The organism is Gordonia sp. NPDC127522, assembly GCF_042672305.1.
Lineage (GTDB): Bacteria > Actinomycetota > Actinomycetes > Mycobacteriales > Mycobacteriaceae > Gordonia > Gordonia hongkongensis.
In genome coordinates, this window is the sequence record NZ_JBHXVK010000017.1 from 74,704 (window position 1) to 93,180 (window position 18,477).

Consider the following 18,477-nt stretch of genomic DNA (forward strand, 5'->3'; position numbering starts at 1 on the left):
CGGACAACCGCGCTCGGTAATCTGGCCGACGTGAACACCGTCGAGCCGCCCGAACACGTGTTGAACACGTTCGGGCTCACCGCCCACCCGCCCATCGCGATGGGGGAATCGTGGGTCGGCGGGTGGCGTGTCGGCGAAGTCGTGCTCTCACTGGTCCCCGACCACGCGCGCGCCGCGTGGTCGGCGTCGGTGCGCGAATCCCTGTTCGTCGAGGGGATGCGCATCGCACGTCCGTTCCGCGCCACCGACGGCCGGTACGTGGTGTCGGGCTGGCGCGCCGACACCTACATCGCCGGGACGCCCGAGCCGCGGCACGACGAGGTCGTCCTGGTCGCCGACCGGCTGCACGAGGCGACCGCCTCGCTCGAACGGCCTCGGTTCCTGCTGCAGCCGCCTGCTCCGCCGCACACCGACGTCGACGTGTTCACCGCCGCCGATCGTGCCGCCTGGGAGGACGTCCCGCTGCGCTCGGCCCGGGCCGCCGGTATGGCCGAGCCGACCGCACCCGACGGTGTGCAGAGCGTCGACATGCTGAAAACCCTTGCGAAGCTTCGTAAGCCGGTGGATCTTCCGTCTCAGGTCGTGCACGGTGACCTCTTCGGCACGGTGCTGTTCGCCGGTGCCGCGGCCCCGGGGATCACCGACATCGTCCCGTACTGGCGACCGGCCCCGTGGGCGGCGGCGGTCGCGGTGGTCGACGCCCTGGCGTGGGGCGGTGCCGACACCGAACTCATCCAGCGATGGTCGGATCAGCCCGAGTGGCCGCAGATGATGCTGCGGGCGACGATGTTCCGGCTGGCCGTCCACGCGCTGCACCCGCGGTCGACCTCGGGCGCACTGCCCGGGTTGCAGCGAGTCGTCGAACATGTACGGTTACTCGTATAACCGCAGCTCACAGCCCTGACTGGCCGCTGACAGGGTTCTCACAACGCCCGTGTGACGGAGTGAGGACAACGTGACGATGCGGTCACCTCGCGGAAAATCCGCGCAACACGCCCCCTCCACACTTGGTCTCGAGTCGCACGACACCGGTGTCGGCGTCTTCCACGACAGCCACCACTGCACGCAGCCCTGTGCACGGCAGTGACACCACGTAGACCAGCAACCATCGGAGGCGGAGCCTTGGCATTCGCAGATCTCAGAGCACAACTGACACGGGACCACACGATCACCGACTGGGACCCGGAGGACCGGGTCGCCTGGGACAACGGCAATGCCGCGATCGCCAAGCGCAACCTGATCTGGTCGGTCATCTGTGAGCACGTCGGATTCTCGATCTGGTCCCTGTTCTCGGTGATGGCCCTGTTCATGGGCCCCGAGTACGGCATCAGCATGGACCAGAAGTTCGTCATCGCCGCCACCGCGACGCTGGTCGGTTCCTGCCTGCGCATCCCGTACACGCAGGCCACCGCCAAGTTCGGCGGCCGCAACTGGGCGATCTTCTCCGCCGTCGTGCTGCTCATCCCGACCGGGCTGACGATGATGCTGATGATGAACCCGGGCGAGTTCGGGTTCGGCTGGTTCCTCGCCGTCGCGGCCATCACCGGTTTCGGTGGCGGCAACTTCGCGTCGTCGATGACCAACATCAACGCGTTCTACCCGCAACGGCTGAAGGGCTGGGCGCTCGGACTCAACGCCGGCGGCGGCAACATCGGCGTGCCGGTCGTGCAGGTCATCGGTCTGCTGGTCATCTGGCTCGCCGCCGACCAGCCCGAGATCGTGTGCGCCATCTACCTCGTCGCCCTGGCCGTCGCCGGTATCGGTGCCGCCCTCTACATGGACAACCTGGACCACCAGACGGCCAGCGGCCGGGCGATGCTCGACTGCCTCAAGTACCGCGACACGTGGCTGATCTGCCTGCTCTACATCGGTACGTTCGGTTCCTTCATCGGCTTCGGGTTCGCGTTCGGCCAGGTCCTCAACATCAGTTTCACCGAGGCCGGAGTCGCGAAGCCGGCGCTGGCAGCAGCGCAGATCGTCTGGATCGGCCCGCTGCTGGGGTCGGTCATCCGTCCCTACGGCGGAAAACTGGCCGATCGCGTCGGCGGTGGCAAGGTGACGCTGTACACCTTCATCGCGATGGTCTTCTCCGCGGCGATCCTCGTCGTCGCCGGCACGATCGCCGACAACAACGGCAAGACGATCACCGGCGCCACGCTGACGGCCTTCATCATCGGCTTCATCCTGCTGTTCCTGCTCTCGGGCCTGGCCAACGGGTCGGTCTACAAGATCATCCCGACCATCTGGGAGCACAAGGCGCAGACGCAGAGCGGACTCAACTCGCTCGGGAAGACGAAGTGGTCGCGGAGCATGTCCGGCGCGCTCATCGGGATCGCCGGTGCAGCAGGCGGTCTCGGTGGTGTGGGCATCAACCTGGTGCTGCGCGCCAGCTACCAGTCCAACAAGTCGGCGACGATGGCCTTCTGGGTGTTCATGCTCTTCTACGTCGTGGCAGCGGTCGTGACCTGGTGGTTCTACGCCCGGCGCCCGATCGTCATCGCGGAGACCACCGATCTCGCGGTCACCGGCGCCCATGACGAACCGGCATCGACTGTCGACGGGACCGCATCGACCGGTGCTGCCGCCGAGGGCACCGACAAGCAGGCAACCAAGGAAGCGCTGGCCTGATCCTCACGGGACCGGCGAGGCAAGGGAGCAAAGAGCAGTGAACAGCGAAACCGCAACGCGCACAACCAAGACAGTGGTGGTGGTGGGCCATGGCATGGTCGGTCACCGCTTCGTCCAGGCGCTCCGCGAGCGTGACGCGACCGACCTGTGGCGTATCGAGATCGTCAGCGAGGAGATCGACCCGGCCTACGACCGGGTGGGGCTGTCCTCGTATGTCGGTGCCTGGCTTCGGGATTCCCTCGCACTCGAGGGGAACACGTACGCCGGGGACGATCGGGTCGTCACGCATCTGGGCGAGACCGTCACCGGCATCGATCGAGACGCCCGCCGGGTCGTCACCTCGAGCGGTCGCGAGATCGACTACGACGCAGTCGTTCTGGCCACCGGTTCCTACGCTTTCGTCCCGCCGGTTCCCGGCCACGACAACGATCGGTGCTTCGTCTACCGCACCCTCGACGACCTCGACGACATCCGGGCCGCGGCCGAGGCCGCCGGTCCGGGTGCGACGGGTGTGGTCGTCGGCGGCGGCCTGCTCGGACTCGAGGCCGCCAACGCACTCAAGCTCATGGGGATGACCCCCCACGTGGTGGAGTTCGCCCCGCGTCTGATGCCGATGCAGGTCGACGAGGGCGGCGGCGCGATCCTGAAGAACCTGGTGACCGAGCTCGGACTCGAGGTCCACACCGGGGTCGGGACGTCGGAGATCGCCGACGCCGAGGACGGCGGCCTGCGGGTCACGCTGTCCGACGAGTCGACGATCGACGCCTCGCTCGTGGTGTTCTCCGCCGGCGTCCGACCGCGCGATCAGCTGGCTCGGGACGCGGGACTGGCCGTCGGCGAGCGCGGTGGCGTGCTCGTCGACGCCGGTTGTGGAACCGACGACGAGAACGTCTACGCCATCGGCGAGGTCGCCGCCGTCGAAGGCCGGTGCTACGGCCTCGTCGCCCCCGGTTACTCGACCGCCGAGGTGGTCGCCGACCGTCTGCTCGGCGGGACGTCGGAGTTCCCCGGTGCCGACCTGTCCACGAAGCTGAAGCTCCTCGGCGTCGACGTGGCCAGCTTCGGGGACGCGTTCGGCACCACCGAGAACGCGCTGGAGATCACCTACCACGACGCGGTCGCCGGCCGGTACGCGAAGATCGTCGTCAGCGACGACGCGAAGACGCTGCTCGGCGGAATCCTGGTCGGCGACGCATCGGCCTACGCGATGCTCAAGCCGATGGTCGGCCGGGAGATCCCGGGCGACCCGGCGGCCCTCATCGCACCCGAGGGCGGCGCCGCGGTGGGTATGGACGCACTGCCCGACGACGCGGAGATCTGCTCGTGCAACGGCGTCTCGAAGGGTGCCATCTGCTCGGCGATCGCCGACGGCGCGTGCGACATCGCCGCGGTCAAGGGCTGCACCTCGGCCGGCACCACCTGCGGTGGCTGCCTGCCCAGCATCAAACAGCTGCTCGCCGCGTCCGGGGTCGAACTGAGCAAGTCGCTGTGCGACCACTTCACCCAGTCGCGCGCCGAGCTGTTCGAGATCGTCGCGGTGACCGGTATCCGGACGTTCTCCGAACTCGTCGAGCGGTACGGCAGCGGGCAGGGCTGCGAGATCTGCAAGCCGACGGTCGCGTCGATCCTCGCGTCGACCTCCAGCGACCACATCCTCGAGGGCGAGCAGGCCGCGCTGCAGGACACCAACGACCACTTCCTGGCGAACATGCAGAAGAACGGCTCGTACTCGGTCGTGCCGCGGATGCCCGGTGGCGAGGTCACGCCCGAGCAGCTGATCGTGATCGGTGAGATCGCGCGCGACTTCGGGCTGTACACCAAGGTCACCGGCGGCCAGCGGATCGACCTGTTCGGTGCGCGCGTCGACCAGTTGCCCGAGATCTGGCGGCGCCTCGTCGACGCCGGGATGGAGTCGGGGCAGGCATACGGCAAGAGCCTGCGGACGGTGAAGAGTTGCGTCGGTTCGACGTGGTGCCGCTACGGCGTGCAGGACTCGGTCGGCATGGCCGTGCTACTGGAGAAGCGGTACCGCGGACTCCGCTCACCCCACAAGATCAAGTTCGGGGTGTCGGGATGTGCCCGCGAGTGCGCCGAGGCGAGGGGCAAGGACGTCGGCGTCATCGCCACCGAGCACGGCTGGAACCTCTACGTCGGCGGCAACGGCGGCCAGAGCCCGAAGCATGCGGTGCTGCTCGCCAGCGGAGTGGATGACGAGACCCTCGTCGCCTACATTGATCGGTACCTCATGTTCTACATCCGAACAGCCGATCGACTGCAGCGCACGGCGCCGTGGCTGGAGTCGCTCGAAGGTGGTCTCGACCATCTGAAGGACGTGGTGTGTGAGGACAGCCTGGGGCTCGCCGCCGAACTCGAGGAGGCGATGGCCCGCCACGTCGGCGGTTACCAGGACGAGTGGGCCGCGGTGCTCGCGGACGAGGACAAGCTGAAGCGGTTCGTCTCGTTCGTGAATGCGCCCGATGTCGTCGACCCGACGATCCGGTTCTCCGAGTACGAGCGCAAGGCGCCGGTGCTGCTCGACATGCCGGCGGTCCGTCCGGGGGCGACCGCTCCGTCGGGCCCCGATGGAGTGAGCGAGCGACCGGTGAGAGAAGGAGTGCCCACATGACCATCGCGCCAGGGGAGGCCGACACCATGTCCGCAGAGACGACGCCCACCGTCGCCGCCACGGTGTGTGAGGGGAGCTGGGTGCGCGCCTGTTCGATCGACGACCTGATCGTCGGCCGCGGCGTCGCCGTGCTGGGTCCGGAGGGTGTGCAGGCCGCGCTGTTCCGTCTGCCCGCCGCCGAGTCGGACCGCGAGGCGGCGCCCGGGCGCTCCCGCCTGTACGCGATCGGCAACATCGACCCGTTCGGTCGCGCCGCGGTCCTCTCCCGGGGACTCACCGGCGACCGCGGGGGCGAACCCACCGTCGCCTCGCCGCTGGGCAAACAGGTCTTCGCGCTGCGCACCGGGATCTGCCTGGACGACGAGACGGTGTCGGTCCCCAGCTACGGTGTGCGGGTGGTCAACCGCATCGTCGAGGTGTTCTTCCCGGCGTGAACACCATGACCCCCGCCGGTGCAGACCCGGCCGGCGCAACCTCCCCGGACTCCGACCCGTTGCCGCTCGCCGGTTTCACGATCGGGATCACCGCCGCGCGGCGCGCCGAGGAGTTCGCGGTGCTGCTGGAACGACGCGGTGCCGAGGTGATGCAGGCCCCGACCATCCGCATCCTGCCGCTGGTCGACGACACCGAACTCGAGCGGGTGACCGAGGAACTCATCGCCCACCCGCCCGAGGTGATGGTCGCCACGACCGGTATCGGGTTCCGCGGGTGGGTCGAGGCCGCCGACGGATGGGGCAACGCCGAGTCCGTCCTGCGCGCGCTGTCCGAGAGCCGGCTGATCGCGCGTGGCCCGAAGGCCAAGGGCGCGATCCGGGCGGCGGGGCTGCGCGAGGAGTGGTCGCCGGAGAGCGAGTCCTCCTCGGAGGTCCTCGACCGACTGCTGGAAGAGGGCGTCGACGGCGTCCGGATCGCGGTCCAGTTGCACGGTGCCACCAGCGAGTGGGAACCGCTGCCGGACTTCTGCACGGTGCTGCGCGCCGCCGGTGCCGAGGTGGTGCCGATCCCCGTCTACCGCTGGCACATGCACCCCGACGTGGCGCGCATCGACAAGATGATCGGCGCGGTGCTCCGCGGCGATCTCGACGCGATCACCTTCACCAGCGCCCCGGCGGCGGCGTCGATCCTGACCCGTGCCAAAGAACTCGGCAAGCTGCAGCAGTTCATCCACGCACTGCGGACCGCGGTACCGGTCATGTGCGTGGGTTCGGTGACCGCCAGTCCGCTGGAGGCGCTGCAGATCCCGACGATCTACCCGCGCCGGTTCCGTCTCGGCGCGCTCGCGCGCCTGATCACCGACGAACTGCCGCGGCGGAGCCACCTGCTGCGAGTCGCCGGGCACGACACGGCCATCCGCGGCCAGGCCGTCGTGGTCGACGGTGAGCTGCGCGAGATGTCGGCGACGAGTCTGCTCCTGCTCAAACTGTTGGCCCGCAACCCGGGTCGCGTGGTCTCGCGGCAGGAGTTGCTCGCCGGTCTGCCCGGTGACAGTTCCGACACCCATGCGGTCGAGGTCGCGGTTGCGCGACTCCGTGCCGCACTGGGGGATTCGAAGATGGTGCAGACCGTCGTCAAGCGTGGTTACCGGCTCGCGGTCGACCTCGAGTACGACGCCGAAGACGAGTGAGAAGGAGGCGAGAACACATGCACGACAACCATGTACGGCTTCCGCACGGTGACCGGTTGCAGGGGTACAGCCCCGTCCTGGTCGCGCACGGGACCCGCAACCCGCACGGGGTCAACGTGATCGCAGAGATCGCCGAAGCCGTCAGCGACCGCATCGGGCTCACCCGCACCGCGTTCGTCGACGTCCTCGGACCGACGCCGAGCGAGGTCATCGCCGGCCTGGAGCGTCCGGCGGTGCTCGTGCCCGCGTTCCTCGCCTCGGGCTACCACGTCCGCAAGGACCTGCCCGAACACGTCGCGGCCGCGGGACGGGCGGACACCGTCGTCACCCGGGCGCTGGGTCCCGATCCGGCCATCGCCTCGGTCGCCCGACTCCGTCTGGCCGAAGCGGGCTGGGAACCGGGCGATGCGGTCGTGCTCGCCGCCGCCGGGTCGTCGGACGAGAGTGCCTGCGGGCAGGTTCATCTGGCCGCCCGGCAGCTGGAATCGCTGATCGGCGGACGGGTCGAGGTCGGGTTCATCACGACCGCGACCCCCACCGTGCCCGAGGCCGTCGAGCGGGCCCGGCGCACGGGGCGGCGGGTCGTGATCGCCAGCCACCTCCTCGCCCCGGGCCTGTTCCATCAGCGCCTGAGCACCTACGGCGCGGACGCGGTCGCCGCGCCCCTGGGGCCGGACCCCAGGATCGTCGACCTGATCGTGACGCGGATGCGTGCGGCCATCAGTCCGTACCGACGTGTGCCGGTCCCGCGCCACGCCTGAGCTGCGGGTCGGTCACGTGGCGGGGTCCCACCGGCACTCGCGCAGTCGGATTCGCCCGTCGGTGATCGGAACACCCTCCGCCCGTAGCCGTTCCAGCTGACGAGTCGCGAGATGCGGCGCCGGCCGCCCGCCGGCGGGCACCACACGGTGCCAGGGCAGGTCGGCCGAATCGGTCCGCATGATCCAGCCGACGATCCGCGGGCTCGACAACCCGGCCGCGGCGGCCAGGTCGCCGTAGGTGCTCACCTGGCCGGCCGGAATGGCCGACACGAGTACGCGGACCCGTTCGACCTGCTCCTCGGTGATGGCTGCCATCGTCGCCTCGACAGATGTCGTCGCTACAGCAGCGATCGGACCAGCGCGGCCGCGAGCCCGGGCTCGAGGAACGGCACCATGTGGCCGCAGTCGGCGTGGTGGACGGTGACCTCGGCGCCGCGCTCGCTCGCGCACGCTTCGAGGAAGGCCGGCCGCACGAACGGGGGTTGGACCTGGTCGGCGACCACCACGTGGGTGGGCACACCTGGCGGCGGAAGCACTGCGGGCCTCGCCATCTCGCTCCACGACGCCGCTGCGGCGGGTGCGCTCACCCGCCAGCCGACCCGGCCACGCGGCCGGGGGACGAGGTGTTCGGCGAGTTCGGCCTCCATGAGCTCGTCGGGAACGGCGGCCCAGCCCTCCGCACGTTTCGCGGCGCGGGCGGTGTCGGCATCCGCGTAGTCCCAGTTGTCGAGACTGTCGGTGGCGACGTCGAGCGCGAATTCGGGGTCGAGGCCCTGCGCGGGGTCGAGCAGCACCAGCCCCTTCACCGCATCCGGGCGGCGGTTGGCCAGGTGCAACGCCAGCGCGCCACCGAACGAGTGACCCACGACGACCACCGGTTGCTCATCGGCGGGGATGTGTTCGTCGATCACCGCGGACAACGCCCGCACCTGGTGCTCGATGCTCCACGGCGGTCGCCACGGGGACCGGCCGTGACCGATCAGATCCGGCGCGACGAGGCGCACGCCGGGGAGGTGATCGGTCAGCGCTGCCCAGCGGCGGCCGTGCCCGGTGAGTCCGTGGATCGCGAGAACCGCAGGACCGCTGCCGAAGACATGCGTGTGGAGAGCTGTCACCCGTCCATCCTGCCGTACGGCGCGCGGCGGACTCTGACACAGGTCGCGGGGACACAGGTCACGGGCGCGGGCGACGAGGCCGTCGGTGGGCCGTGATTCGATGGGTGCATGAGTCGGAAACCGGGTGCCCAGACCCCGCGGAGCGCGCTGCGTGCGCGACTCGTCGCGGCCCCCGACCCGACGGACCGGCCCCGGCACTGGCCACCGTCCGTGGCGCAGGTGATCGACCCGCCCACGAGTCGCCCGGCGGACGAGGAGCAGGCGTGGCGCCCGGTGCGGGTGCACGGCGGCCCCGGGAGCGGGAAGACCGCGCTGATCGTCGACGCCGCGGTCGCCCGCCTGCTCGATCCCGCCACCGACCCGGAGTCGGTCCTCGTCCTGGCGTCGAGCCGGCGCGCCGCCGTCGCGCTCCGGGAGGAGATCACCCGGCGCGTCCTGTCCGCGGGCTCGAGCGGTCGCCGGGTGCTCGGCGGTGCGCTGCGCGAGCCGCTGGTGCGGACCGTGCACTCCTACGCCTTCGCGATCCTCCGCTTACAGGCGCAGGCCCACAACAATCCGCCGCCGCGCCTCATCACGGGGTCCGAACAGGATGTCGTCCTGCGTGAACTGCTCGCCGGTGACATCGAGGACGGCGCCGGGTACTGGCCTGCCCACCTACGGCCCGCGCTGGGCACCGACGGGTTCGCCCAGGCGTTGCGCGACCTCATGATGCGCGCCGCCGAACGCGGGGTGGGTCCGGAAGAGCTTGCCGCGCTGGGGCGTACGCACAAACGGCCGGAGTGGGCCGCGGCCGCCCGGGCCTACGCGCAGTACGAGCAGAACATGCTGCTGCGCGGGGCGGTCGGCCTCGAGACCCCGGGGGCCTCGGCACCCGCGGTCGACGCGGCCGAGTTGATCGGCTCGGCCCTCTCGGCCTTCGCCACCGATCCCGACCTGCTGAGCGGTGAGCGCCGTCGTATCCGGCATCTGCTGGTCGATGACGCACAGCATCTCGACCCGCAGGCGGCGCAGCTCATCACGCTGGTCGGCACCGGAACCCTCTCGACGATCATCGCCGCCGACACCGACCAGTCCGTGTTCGGATTCCGGGGTGCGAGTCCCCGATTCGCGGACGGGCTGGCCGAACCGGGCAGCCCGCTCGACATCCTGCTGGAACACGATCACCGCGCCCGGCCCGAGCTGTCCCGGCTCGGACGTGCGATCGCCGCCCGGTTGCCCGGCGCCCGCCCGCACCCGTATCCCGACCCGGTGACGGATCCGGCCGACGCCGACCCGGGCGCGGCCGATGGGGGAGGCGCGGCCGCGGTGCGCGTGTACGGGTCTGCCGCGAAAGAAGCCACCGCCATCGCCGACCTCTTGCGTCGTGCGCATCTGTTCGACGGGGTCCCGTGGTCGCAGATGGCGGTCGTCGTCCGGTCGGTGTCCCTGGCCCTGCCGCCGCTCCGACGCGCCTTCCGGTCCGCGGGTGTTCCTTTGACGACGCCCGCGAGCGACCTCCCCCTGCATCGGCAACGAGCCGTCATCGGACTGATGCTGGTGTTGCGCGCCGTCGCCGCGCGGGCGGCCGCGGAAACAGGTACCGACCTGCCTGACACCACCGACCCGGAGACCACCGAACTGTTCACCAGCGAGCTCTTCAGCACCGAGGACACGCTCACGTTGCTGTCCGGTCCGATCGGGGCGGCCGACCCGGGCTCGATGCGCCGTCTCCGACGCGGTGTGCGGCGTCTCGACGATGCCGACGACCCGGCCGGACAACCGGATTCACTCACCTCGTTGACCCGCGCCATCCTCGACCCCGAGGTCGGTGCGCGCTATCGCCGACGGCTCACCGAGACCGAGGCGGCGCCGCTGGCCCGCGTGCTGGACGTCGTCGGTGCGGCCCAGCGGGTCCATGACGCGCGCCGCGGGATCGAGGAGACCCTGTGGGCGGCGTGGCAGGCCACCGGACTCGAGCGGCGGTGGGCGGCATCGGCGGTCCGCGGCGGCCCGGCCGGTGAACAGGCCGACCGCGACCTCGACGCGGTCATGGCGATGTTCGAATCCGCCGCGGATTTCACCGACACGCTGCCCGCGGCCGGACCCGCCGGATTCGTGCACTACCTGTCTCAATTGCAGATCCCGCGCGACAGCCGAACAACCACCGCCGCCACCGAATCGGTGACCGTGCTCTCCGCGCACGCCGCGGTGGGGCGGGAATGGGAGGTCGTCGCCGTCGCCGGGGTCCAGGACGGACTGTGGCCGTCGCTGCGCAGCCGGGGTGGCGTTCTCGCCACCGGGCAACTCGTCGACCTCCTCGACGGCATGGCCGCCGACGCCGTGGACACCGTCGCCCGTGGGGCGACGGCACTCGCCGACGAGCGTCGGCTCTTCCTCGTCGCCTGCACCAGGGCCCGCAGCCGGCTGCTCGTGACCGCGGTCGAGGACGGCAGCGGGGACGCCTCGCCGTCGCGGTTCATCACCGAGCTCGCGGATCTGGTGGGGGACACCGATGATCCGGCCGAGTCAGCCCGCGCCGAGGTACGGCTCGATCCAGGCGTCGACCGGGTGCTCTCGTTGCCGTCCCTCGTCGCGACACTGCGGTCGGCGGTGATCGCCGGCGTCGACGAACCCGATGCACCCCGGACGAAGGCCGCGGCTCGTTTGTTGGCCGAGCTCGCCGACTCCGACATCCCGGGTGCGCACCCGCGCGACTGGTTCGGGCTCGCCGCACCCAGCACCGACGATCCGCTGTGGACGCCGGAGTCGGGGGCGCTGACGCTGTCGCCGTCGAATGTCGATGCACTGACCCGCTGTTCGCTGCGGTGGGTGCTCGAGCGCAACGGCGGACGCGACGGCGACGGCACCCCCGCGCTGACCGGCAGTCTCGTGCACACGCTCGTCCAGGCGGTCGCCGGCCAGCTCGACCCGGCCGAAGTGACGGCGGCGCTGCGCGGCATCTGGGAACGCGTCGACACCGGGGCGGGCTGGTACTCGGCTCGCGAACTCGAACGGGCCGAGGGCATGCTGGGGCACTTCCGGGAGTGGCTGCGCATCTCGCGTGCCGATCTCGAGGAGGTGGGCGTCGAATTGCCGATCGACGCAACCATTCCCGCGGCGTCGGGGCCGGATTCCGATGAGCCCGCGGTCCGTCTGCGCGGGCGTGTCGACCGCCTCGAGACCGATGGCGCCGGCCGGCCGGTCGTCGTCGACGTGAAGACCTCGAAGAACCCCATCACCAAGGCCGACGCCGACGAGCACGCGCAGATGGCGGCCTATCAGGTGGCGCTGGCGCACGGCGGCGTGCCCCAGTTCGGCGACGCCGCGCCGGGCGGCGCCCGACTGGTCTACGTGTCGACCGCGAACCGCAATTCCGGTGCGGCCGAGCGTGTTCAGTCGCCGCTCACGCCGGAGTTGCTGGACGAGTGGATCGGGGTGGTGCGTCGCGCGGCCCGGGCGAGTATCGGTCCGACGTACAGCGCGACGCCCAACCCGGGCTGTGTGCACTGCAACCTCACCACCAGCTGTCCGGCCCAGATCCCGGGGAAGGCGGTGACCGATGACTGACCTGCAGGATCGGACCGAACGGCCGATGGTCGGGGCGAAGTCGCTGGCCGCGGCGCTGGGTCTGCCCGACCCCACGCCCGAGCAGGTGGCGGTGATCGAGGCGCCCATGGAGCCGATGCTCGTCGTCGCCGGAGCCGGGGCCGGCAAGACCGAGACGATGGCCTCGCGCGTGGTGTGGCTGGTGGCCAACCAGCTCGTGGCCCCCGACGAGATCCTCGGGCTCACGTTCACGCGCAAGGCCGCGAGCGAACTCGGCGCCCGCATCCGGCGTCGGCTCTCGATGCTCGCCGGGTCGCCGGCGCTGCGAAACTGGGATCCCGACGGCGCGTTGGCCGCCCGCCTGCGCGGCGCCGACCCCGAGGTGAGCACCTACCACGCCTACGCCGGCCGGCTGATCGCCGACTACGGGCTGTTGCTGCCGGTGGAACCGTCGTCGACGCTGCTCACCGAGACCGAGCTCTGGCAGCTCGCGTTCTCCCTCGTCTCCGCGTGGCCGGGCGAACTGAACACCAAGAAGGTGCCGGCGAGTGTCACCGAGGCGGTGCTCAAGCTGTACGGCGAGATGTCCGAGCACCTCGTCGACATCGCCGACCTCGCGCAGGCGGGTTCGACGCTGTACGAACTCGTCGACACCCTCCCGAAGGGCCCCAAGCAGCGTGACAAACCGACCCAGGCGCTGCTGAAGGTCCAGGAGGTCATCGACGAACGTCGCGAGCTGATCCCGATGGTCATCGCGCTGGGCGAGACGATGCGCGCCCAGTCCGCGCTCGACTTCGGCAGCCAGATGTCGCTGGCGGCACGGCTGGTGGTGTCCAATCCCGAGGTCGTGACCGCCGAGCGCACCGCCTTCCGCGCGGTTCTCCTCGACGAGTACCAGGACACCGGCCACTCGCAACGGGTGTTGCTGTCGACCCTGTTCGGTGGGCACGGCCGTGCGCCGGTCGCGGTCACCTCGGTCGGCGACCCCATCCAGTCCATCTACGGGTGGCGTGGCGCCTCGGCGGCCAACCTGCCGCGGTTCGCGCGCGACTTCCCACGACCCGACGGGACCCCGGCCCGGCGACTGGAACTCCTCACCAGCTGGCGCAACTCGGCCCAGGGGTTGCGGTTGGCGAATCAGATCTCCGAGGAGCTCCGACGCCGCGGTATCCCGGTCAGTGTGCTCCGGCCGCGTCCCGATGCCCCGCACGGAACGGCGTCGATCGCTCTGACCGAAACGGTTCTGGACGAACGGAACTGGATCGCCGACGCGGTCGAGGAACGCTACCGGGCGGCCGAGGCCGCAGACGTGGCGCCGCCGACGACTGCGATCCTGGTGCGCCGCAACGAGGATTCGGCGCCGCTGGCCGCCGAGCTCGAGAGTCGGGGCATCCCCACCGAGGTGGTCGGCATCGGCGGGCTGCTGCACGTCCCGGAGATCGAGGACATCGTCGCGACCCTGCGCGTGATGGCCGACCCGATGGCCGGGACCGCGGTCATGCGTCTGCTCACCGGGGCCCGCTGGCGGCTCGGCGCCAAGGACCTCGCCGCGCTCTGGCGTCGGGCCACCAACCTGGCGGCGGAGAGCTTCGCCGAGGCGGGCGGGGTGGTCACCAGCAGGGAAGCGCTCGACGCCGCACTCGACGCGGTGCTGCCCACCGAGATCGTCGACCGGGCGGGCATCGCCGACGCCGTCGTCGACCCGGGCGAGGCCACCGACTACAGCCCCGAGGGTTACGCCCGCATCCGGGCGTTCGGTGCGCAGTTGGAGTCACTGCGCCGTCGCATCGGACAACCGCTGCCCGAACTCGTCGCCGACGTGGAGAACACGATCGGGGTCGGCGTCGAGGCGCAGATCCGGGCGCGCCGCATGCGGGGTGCGATCACCGGACGCGAACACCTCGACGCCTTCGCCGACTACGTCAGTCATTACGCCGATCGTCCGGGAGCGAATCTGCCTGGGCTGCTCGCCTTCCTGGATGCTGCCGAGACCATCGAGAAGGGTCTCGAACCGGGCCGCATCGAGGTGGCCGAACAGCGGGTGCAGATCCTCACCGTGCACGCGGCCAAGGGCCTCGAGTGGGATGTCGTCGCGATCCCGCACCTGGCGAAGGGGATCTTCCCCAGCGCCAAGGCCGACACCACATGGCTGGGCAGTGCGCGCGAACTCCCGGCGGACCTGCGCGGCGATCTGGCGATCCCGGCAGAGGCGGCCGACGGTGCGCCGGAGGGGTTCCCGATCCTGAAGATCGACACCGTCGCCGACCGCAAGCAGCTCGAGGACGCCCTGACCGACCACAAGGCCGCGATCGGCGAACGGCGACTCGAGGAGGACCGCCGGCTGCTCTATGTGGCACTCACCCGCGCCCGGCACGACCTGCTGATCTCGGCGCACCACTGGTCGGAGACCGGCGACAAACCCCGCGGTGGTTCGGATTTCTTCGACGAGTTGATGACCGGCATCGATGAGGCGATCGCCGGCTCGAGCGTCGACTCGACCGGTCTGTCGATCGCGGTGCGGACGCCACCGCCCGAACCGGACAGCCCGAATCCGTTGGCCGAACGCGCGATCGCGGCGCCGTGGCCGCGCGATCCGCTGGCCGGCCGCCGCGACTCGGTACAGCGGGCGGCCGATCTGGTCGCCGACGCCATCGCCGGCCGCGCGGCGCCCGCGCTGTTCGACACACCCGCTGCCCAGTCCGGCCCTGCCGACGCCGAGACCCCCGCAACGCCACCGGCCGACCCCGCGGACGAGATCGGGGCGTGGGAGGCCGAGGTGTCGGCCCTGCTCGCCGAGCACCATCAGGCCAACCAGGCGCTCGTCGAGGTGTCGTTGCCGACCCATCTGTCCGTCAGCCAGCTGGTCGAACTCGACGCCGACGAGGCCGAGTTCGCTCGCCGACTCCGCCGGCCCACCCCGTTCCGGCCCAACCCGATGGCCCGGCGCGGCACCGCGTTCCACGCCTGGGTGGAACGCTGGTTCGGGGCGACACGGCTCCTCGACATCGACGAACTGCCCGGCGCCGCCGACGCGACCGCGAGTCCGGACGCTGATCTCGAGGAACTGCGGGCCGCGTTCCTCTCCTCGCCGTGGGCGAATCGCAGCCCGACCGAGGTGGAGGTGCCCTTCGAGACCGTCATCGGCGGGATCGTCGTGCGCGGACGGATCGACGCGGTGTTCGCCGAGAAGGACGGTTCGTGGACGGTCGTGGACTGGAAGACCGGTGTGATCCCCGAACCCGCCCGCCGGGAATCACTCTTCATCCAGCTGGCCGCGTACCGCCTGGCGTGGGCGCAGCTGGCCGGGGTGGAGCCGACCAAGGTCCGCGCCGCGTTCCACTATGTGCGCGACGGGCACACCCTGGAGGCCGACGACCTGCCCGACGAGGCGACCCTCGCCGCGAAGCTGGCCCGCTGAGCGCGCCGGTGCCCCGGGACAGCTCCCGCCACATGCCTTGTGATGCCCCGAGGTGGGCTACATTGCAGCGTGTGAGCGAACTCGACGTGCGCGTGCGTGCCGGTGGCTAACCGTCTGCGCCGACGCTTCGGCGGTACCGAGCTGGCCAACCGGCCCGACCACGCACTGGTCGGCGTCGTCCGCATCCCCGAACTCCAGCAGAGCCCGAGCCGGGCGATCGGTCGGCGCGTCTTCTGGGCGACCCTGGCACTGCTGTTCACCTCGGTCGTGGTCTGGCTGGATCGCGCCGGCTATCGCGATGCCCAGGACAACGAGTTGTCGTACCTGGACGCGCTCTACTACTCCGCGGTGACCCTCTCCACGACCGGCTACGGCGACATCACACCGATCACCCCGTTCGCCCGTTTCATCAACCTCGTCATCATCACGCCGTTGCGCGTGCTGTTCCTGATCGTGCTGATCGGTACCACCCTCGAGGTGCTCACCGAACGGTCGCGCCAGGCGCTCAAGATCCAGCGTTGGAGGAATACCGTGCGCAATCACACCGTGGTCATCGGCTACGGCACCAAGGGCCGCACCGCGGTGGACGCCATGCGGGGCGACGGCATCAAGCCCTCCGAGATCGTCGTCGTCGACGCGGACGCCACCGTGCTCGAGGCAGCCGCCTCCGACGGGCTGGTCACCGTGCGCGGCGACGCCACCAAGTCGGATGTGCTCCGCCTCGCCGGTGTCGCGCACGCCGCCAGCATCGTCGTCGCCACCAGCCGCGACGACACCGCAGTCCTCGCCACGCTCACCGCCCGCGAACTCAATCCACGGGCGAAGATCGTCGCGTCGATCCGGGAGTCGGAGAACACCCACCTGATGCGCCAGTCCGGCGCCAACTCGGTGGTGGTGTCGTCGGAGACCGCCGGCCGCCTCCTCGGGATCGCGACGATGACCCCGTCGGTGGTCGAGGTGATCGAGGACCTCCTCACCCCGGACGCCGGATATGCCATCGCCGAACGCGAGGTCGACCCGACCGAGACCGGCGGATCGCCCGCGCACACCCGCGACATCGTCCTGGGTGTCGTGCGGAACGGTGTGCTGCACCGCGTCGACGACAGCGAGGTCGAACAGATCGAAGTCGGTGACCGGCTGCTGTACGTCCGCACCAACCCCAACGACGACTGATCGTTCCGTCATCGAGAAAGGCCGTGTCACCGTGCATTTCGACATGCCCCAGCCGCCGCTGCTGTCGCGGGCGGTGTTCGACCGCGCGGACGCGATCCGCGACGATGCCGAGCGGATGGCCGCCGGTTGGCCGACGGCCAAGGTGCTGTTGATCGACGCGGCCGGCCGCTATCCGGTCACCGATTCCGGTGCGCTGCACTGGGTTGCGGCTCCGACCGTGGCCGAGGCGCCGCCGGGGGATGCGGTGATCCTCGGCTTCGACGGGTCGGGCGGCGCCGGTGGAGCCGACCTGTGGACGCGCCGGGTGGACCACATCGACGGGCCGACCGATGACGCCCGGCGCGGTGCGACGCGACTGTCCGCCGACGAGGCGGGGCTCCTCGCGACCGCCCTGGGAATCCTGAACTGGCATGCGACCGCGAGTCATTCACCGGTCGACGGTTCCGTCACCCGGCCGGCCCGCGGCGGTTGGGTCCGGCGCAGTGTGGATTCCGGCCGCGACGAGTTCCCGCGGACCGACCCGGCGATCATCACCGTCGTCCACGACGGCGCCGATCGCATCCTGCTCGGCCGCCAGTCGGTGTGGCCGCAGGGTTGGTATTCGACGCTGGCCGGCTTCGTCGAGCCGGGGGAGTCGCTCGAACAGTGCGTCCTGCGCGAGGTGTACGAGGAGGTCGGGATCGTGGTGCGCGAACCGCGCTACCTCGGCAGTCAGCCGTGGCCGTTCCCGCGGTCGCTGATGCTGGGCTTCGCGGCGCTCGGCGACCCGGCCGACGAGCTGGCGTTCCTCGACGGCGAGATCGGCGATGCGCAGTGGTTCCACCGCGACGAGGTCCGGGCGGCGCTGGCCCGGGGCGACGGCTGGTCCCGCGCCGAGGCGCCGGGTTCCGACGACGCCGACCGTCTGCGCCTCCCCGGATCGATCTCCATCGCTCGTTCGATGATCGAGGCCTGGGCGGCCTCTGGTCCCTGATCCGAAGGAGCCGCACGCCCACTGCTCGCTAGTCCGAAAACTGCATGACCCTGGTCTGATCCCTAATCTGATCCCTAATCCGAAGGAACGACATAGCCATTGCTCCCTGAGGTGCGAGGAGCGTTAGCGACGAGCCACGAAGGGTCCTGGTGAGATGACGTCGCCAAGACCCTTCGTGACGGCCTCCGCAAGCTCCGGCCTCCTCAGGGAGCGGAGACTGACGCTCGCAGGCTCGCTCCTCAGGGAGCGGAGATTGACGCTCGCAGGCTCGCTCCTCAGGGAGCGGTGCTGACGCTGAACGCGCGTCAGACGCCCAGCTTCGCCTTCACGTCGGCGATCGACGGGTTGGTGGCGGTGGTGCCGTCGGCGTAGAGGACGGTCGGGACGACGTGATTGCCGCCGTTCACGCTGCCCACGAATTCGGCGGCGTCCGGGTTCAGCTCGATGTCGATCTCCTGCCAGCTGATACCGCTGCTCTTGAGGCCGCGCTTGAGGCGGGCGCAGAAGCCGCACCACGACGTGGTGTACATGGTCAGTTCTCCGGAGTCGGAGGTGCGGGCGCCGGCCTCGTCGTCGATCACGTTGCTCATGGGTCCCATAACACCATGTCCGGGCCTGCTGTTCCCGTCCGCGT

13 protein-coding genes are annotated in these 18,477 nt (G+C 70.5%); 10 read left to right on the forward strand and 3 right to left on the reverse strand.

The features are described from left to right. The first annotated feature begins 30 nt into the window (after window positions 1-30). The 6 genes from ACFVHY_RS20365 to ACFVHY_RS20390 all read left to right on the forward strand — a co-directional run bounded on the left by ACFVHY_RS20365 (window position 31) and on the right by ACFVHY_RS20390 (window position 7,639). Complete coding sequence (locus ACFVHY_RS20365) at window positions 31-885, forward strand: TIGR02569 family protein (protein WP_226513776.1); 855 nt, start codon at window positions 31-33, stop codon at window positions 883-885. Between the two features lie 237 nt (window positions 886-1,122). After that, window positions 1,123-2,628: a nitrate/nitrite transporter gene (locus ACFVHY_RS20370; protein ID WP_390275113.1), complete on the forward strand. Its 1,506-nt coding sequence runs from the start codon at window positions 1,123-1,125 to the stop codon at window positions 2,626-2,628. Between the two features lie 37 nt (window positions 2,629-2,665). Beyond that, a complete protein-coding gene (gene nirB, locus ACFVHY_RS20375; protein WP_390275115.1) occupies window positions 2,666-5,254 on the forward strand; it encodes a nitrite reductase large subunit NirB in 2,589 nt (862 codons plus the stop codon). Next, window positions 5,251-5,688 (forward strand): nitrite reductase (NAD(P)H) small subunit family protein, encoded by a 438-nt coding sequence (locus ACFVHY_RS20380; RefSeq protein WP_390275118.1) that lies wholly within the window; start codon window positions 5,251-5,253, stop codon window positions 5,686-5,688. Before nirB ends, ACFVHY_RS20380 begins: the two co-directional genes overlap by 4 nt. Before the next feature lie 5 nt (window positions 5,689-5,693). Continuing rightward, window positions 5,694-6,878, forward strand: a complete 1,185-nt coding sequence (locus ACFVHY_RS20385; protein WP_390275143.1) for a uroporphyrinogen-III synthase — start codon at window positions 5,694-5,696, stop codon at window positions 6,876-6,878. Between the two features lie 17 nt (window positions 6,879-6,895). Next, window positions 6,896-7,639, forward strand: coding sequence for a sirohydrochlorin chelatase (locus ACFVHY_RS20390; RefSeq protein WP_390275120.1), 744 nt, complete (start codon window positions 6,896-6,898; stop codon window positions 7,637-7,639). 12 nt (window positions 7,640-7,651) lie between these two features. On the opposite strand, the gene ACFVHY_RS20395 is transcribed toward ACFVHY_RS20390, so the two are convergent. Continuing rightward, window positions 7,652-7,954 (reverse strand): MGMT family protein, encoded by a 303-nt coding sequence (locus ACFVHY_RS20395; protein WP_390275122.1) that lies wholly within the window; start codon window positions 7,952-7,954, stop codon window positions 7,652-7,654. Between the two features lie 23 nt (window positions 7,955-7,977). After that, complete coding sequence (locus tag ACFVHY_RS20400) at window positions 7,978-8,754, reverse strand: alpha/beta fold hydrolase (protein WP_390275125.1); 777 nt, start codon at window positions 8,752-8,754, stop codon at window positions 7,978-7,980. Between the two features lie 108 nt (window positions 8,755-8,862). Between ACFVHY_RS20400 and ACFVHY_RS20405 the strand changes: the two genes are divergently transcribed. From ACFVHY_RS20405 to nudC, 4 genes are all read left to right on the forward strand, one after another. Continuing rightward, the gene (locus tag ACFVHY_RS20405; RefSeq protein ID WP_390275127.1) at window positions 8,863-12,300 is read left to right on the forward strand and encodes an ATP-dependent helicase; all 3,438 of its coding nucleotides are present in this window, start codon (window positions 8,863-8,865) and stop codon (window positions 12,298-12,300) included. Continuing rightward, window positions 12,293-15,697 carry an ATP-dependent helicase gene (locus ACFVHY_RS20410; RefSeq protein ID WP_390275129.1) on the forward strand — a complete coding sequence of 1,135 codons (3,405 nt, stop codon included), beginning with the start codon at window positions 12,293-12,295 and terminating at the stop codon, window positions 15,695-15,697. The genes ACFVHY_RS20405 and ACFVHY_RS20410 overlap by 8 nt, the downstream gene beginning before the upstream one ends. A gap of 102 nt (window positions 15,698-15,799) precedes the next feature. After that, window positions 15,800-16,870 (forward strand): TrkA family potassium uptake protein, encoded by a 1,071-nt coding sequence (locus ACFVHY_RS20415; protein ID WP_058252009.1) that lies wholly within the window; start codon window positions 15,800-15,802, stop codon window positions 16,868-16,870. Window positions 16,871-16,913: 43 nt separating this feature from the next. After that, a complete protein-coding gene (nudC, locus tag ACFVHY_RS20420; RefSeq protein ID WP_390275131.1) occupies window positions 16,914-17,843 on the forward strand; it encodes an NAD(+) diphosphatase in 930 nt (309 codons plus the stop codon). Window positions 17,844-18,148: 305 nt separating this feature from the next. Here the strand turns inward: nudC and ACFVHY_RS20425 are convergent, their stop codons facing one another. Then, a complete protein-coding gene (locus ACFVHY_RS20425) occupies window positions 18,149-18,433 on the reverse strand; it encodes a mycoredoxin (RefSeq protein ID WP_058251890.1) in 285 nt (94 codons plus the stop codon). Window positions 18,434-18,477: the final 44 nt, after the last annotated feature.

Bases quoted from the DNA above. Each gene is read 5' to 3' on its own strand.
- ACFVHY_RS20380 (WP_390275118.1), top strand. From the start codon at position 5,251: ATGACCATCGCGCCAGGGGAGGCCGACACCATGTCCGCAGAGACGACG.
- ACFVHY_RS20405 (WP_390275127.1), top strand. From the start codon at position 8,863: ATGAGTCGGAAACCGGGTGCCCAGACCCCGCGGAGCGCGCTGCGTGCG.
- ACFVHY_RS20390 (WP_390275120.1), top strand. From the start codon at position 6,896: ATGCACGACAACCATGTACGGCTTCCGCACGGTGACCGGTTGCAGGGG.
- nudC (WP_390275131.1), top strand. From the start codon at position 16,914: ATGCCCCAGCCGCCGCTGCTGTCGCGGGCGGTGTTCGACCGCGCGGAC.
- ACFVHY_RS20395 (WP_390275122.1), bottom strand. From the start codon at position 7,954: ATGGCAGCCATCACCGAGGAGCAGGTCGAACGGGTCCGCGTACTCGTG.
- ACFVHY_RS20410 (WP_390275129.1), top strand. From the start codon at position 12,293: ATGACTGACCTGCAGGATCGGACCGAACGGCCGATGGTCGGGGCGAAG.
- ACFVHY_RS20425 (WP_058251890.1), bottom strand. From the start codon at position 18,433: ATGAGCAACGTGATCGACGACGAGGCCGGCGCCCGCACCTCCGACTCC.
- ACFVHY_RS20385 (WP_390275143.1), top strand. From the start codon at position 5,694: ATGACCCCCGCCGGTGCAGACCCGGCCGGCGCAACCTCCCCGGACTCC.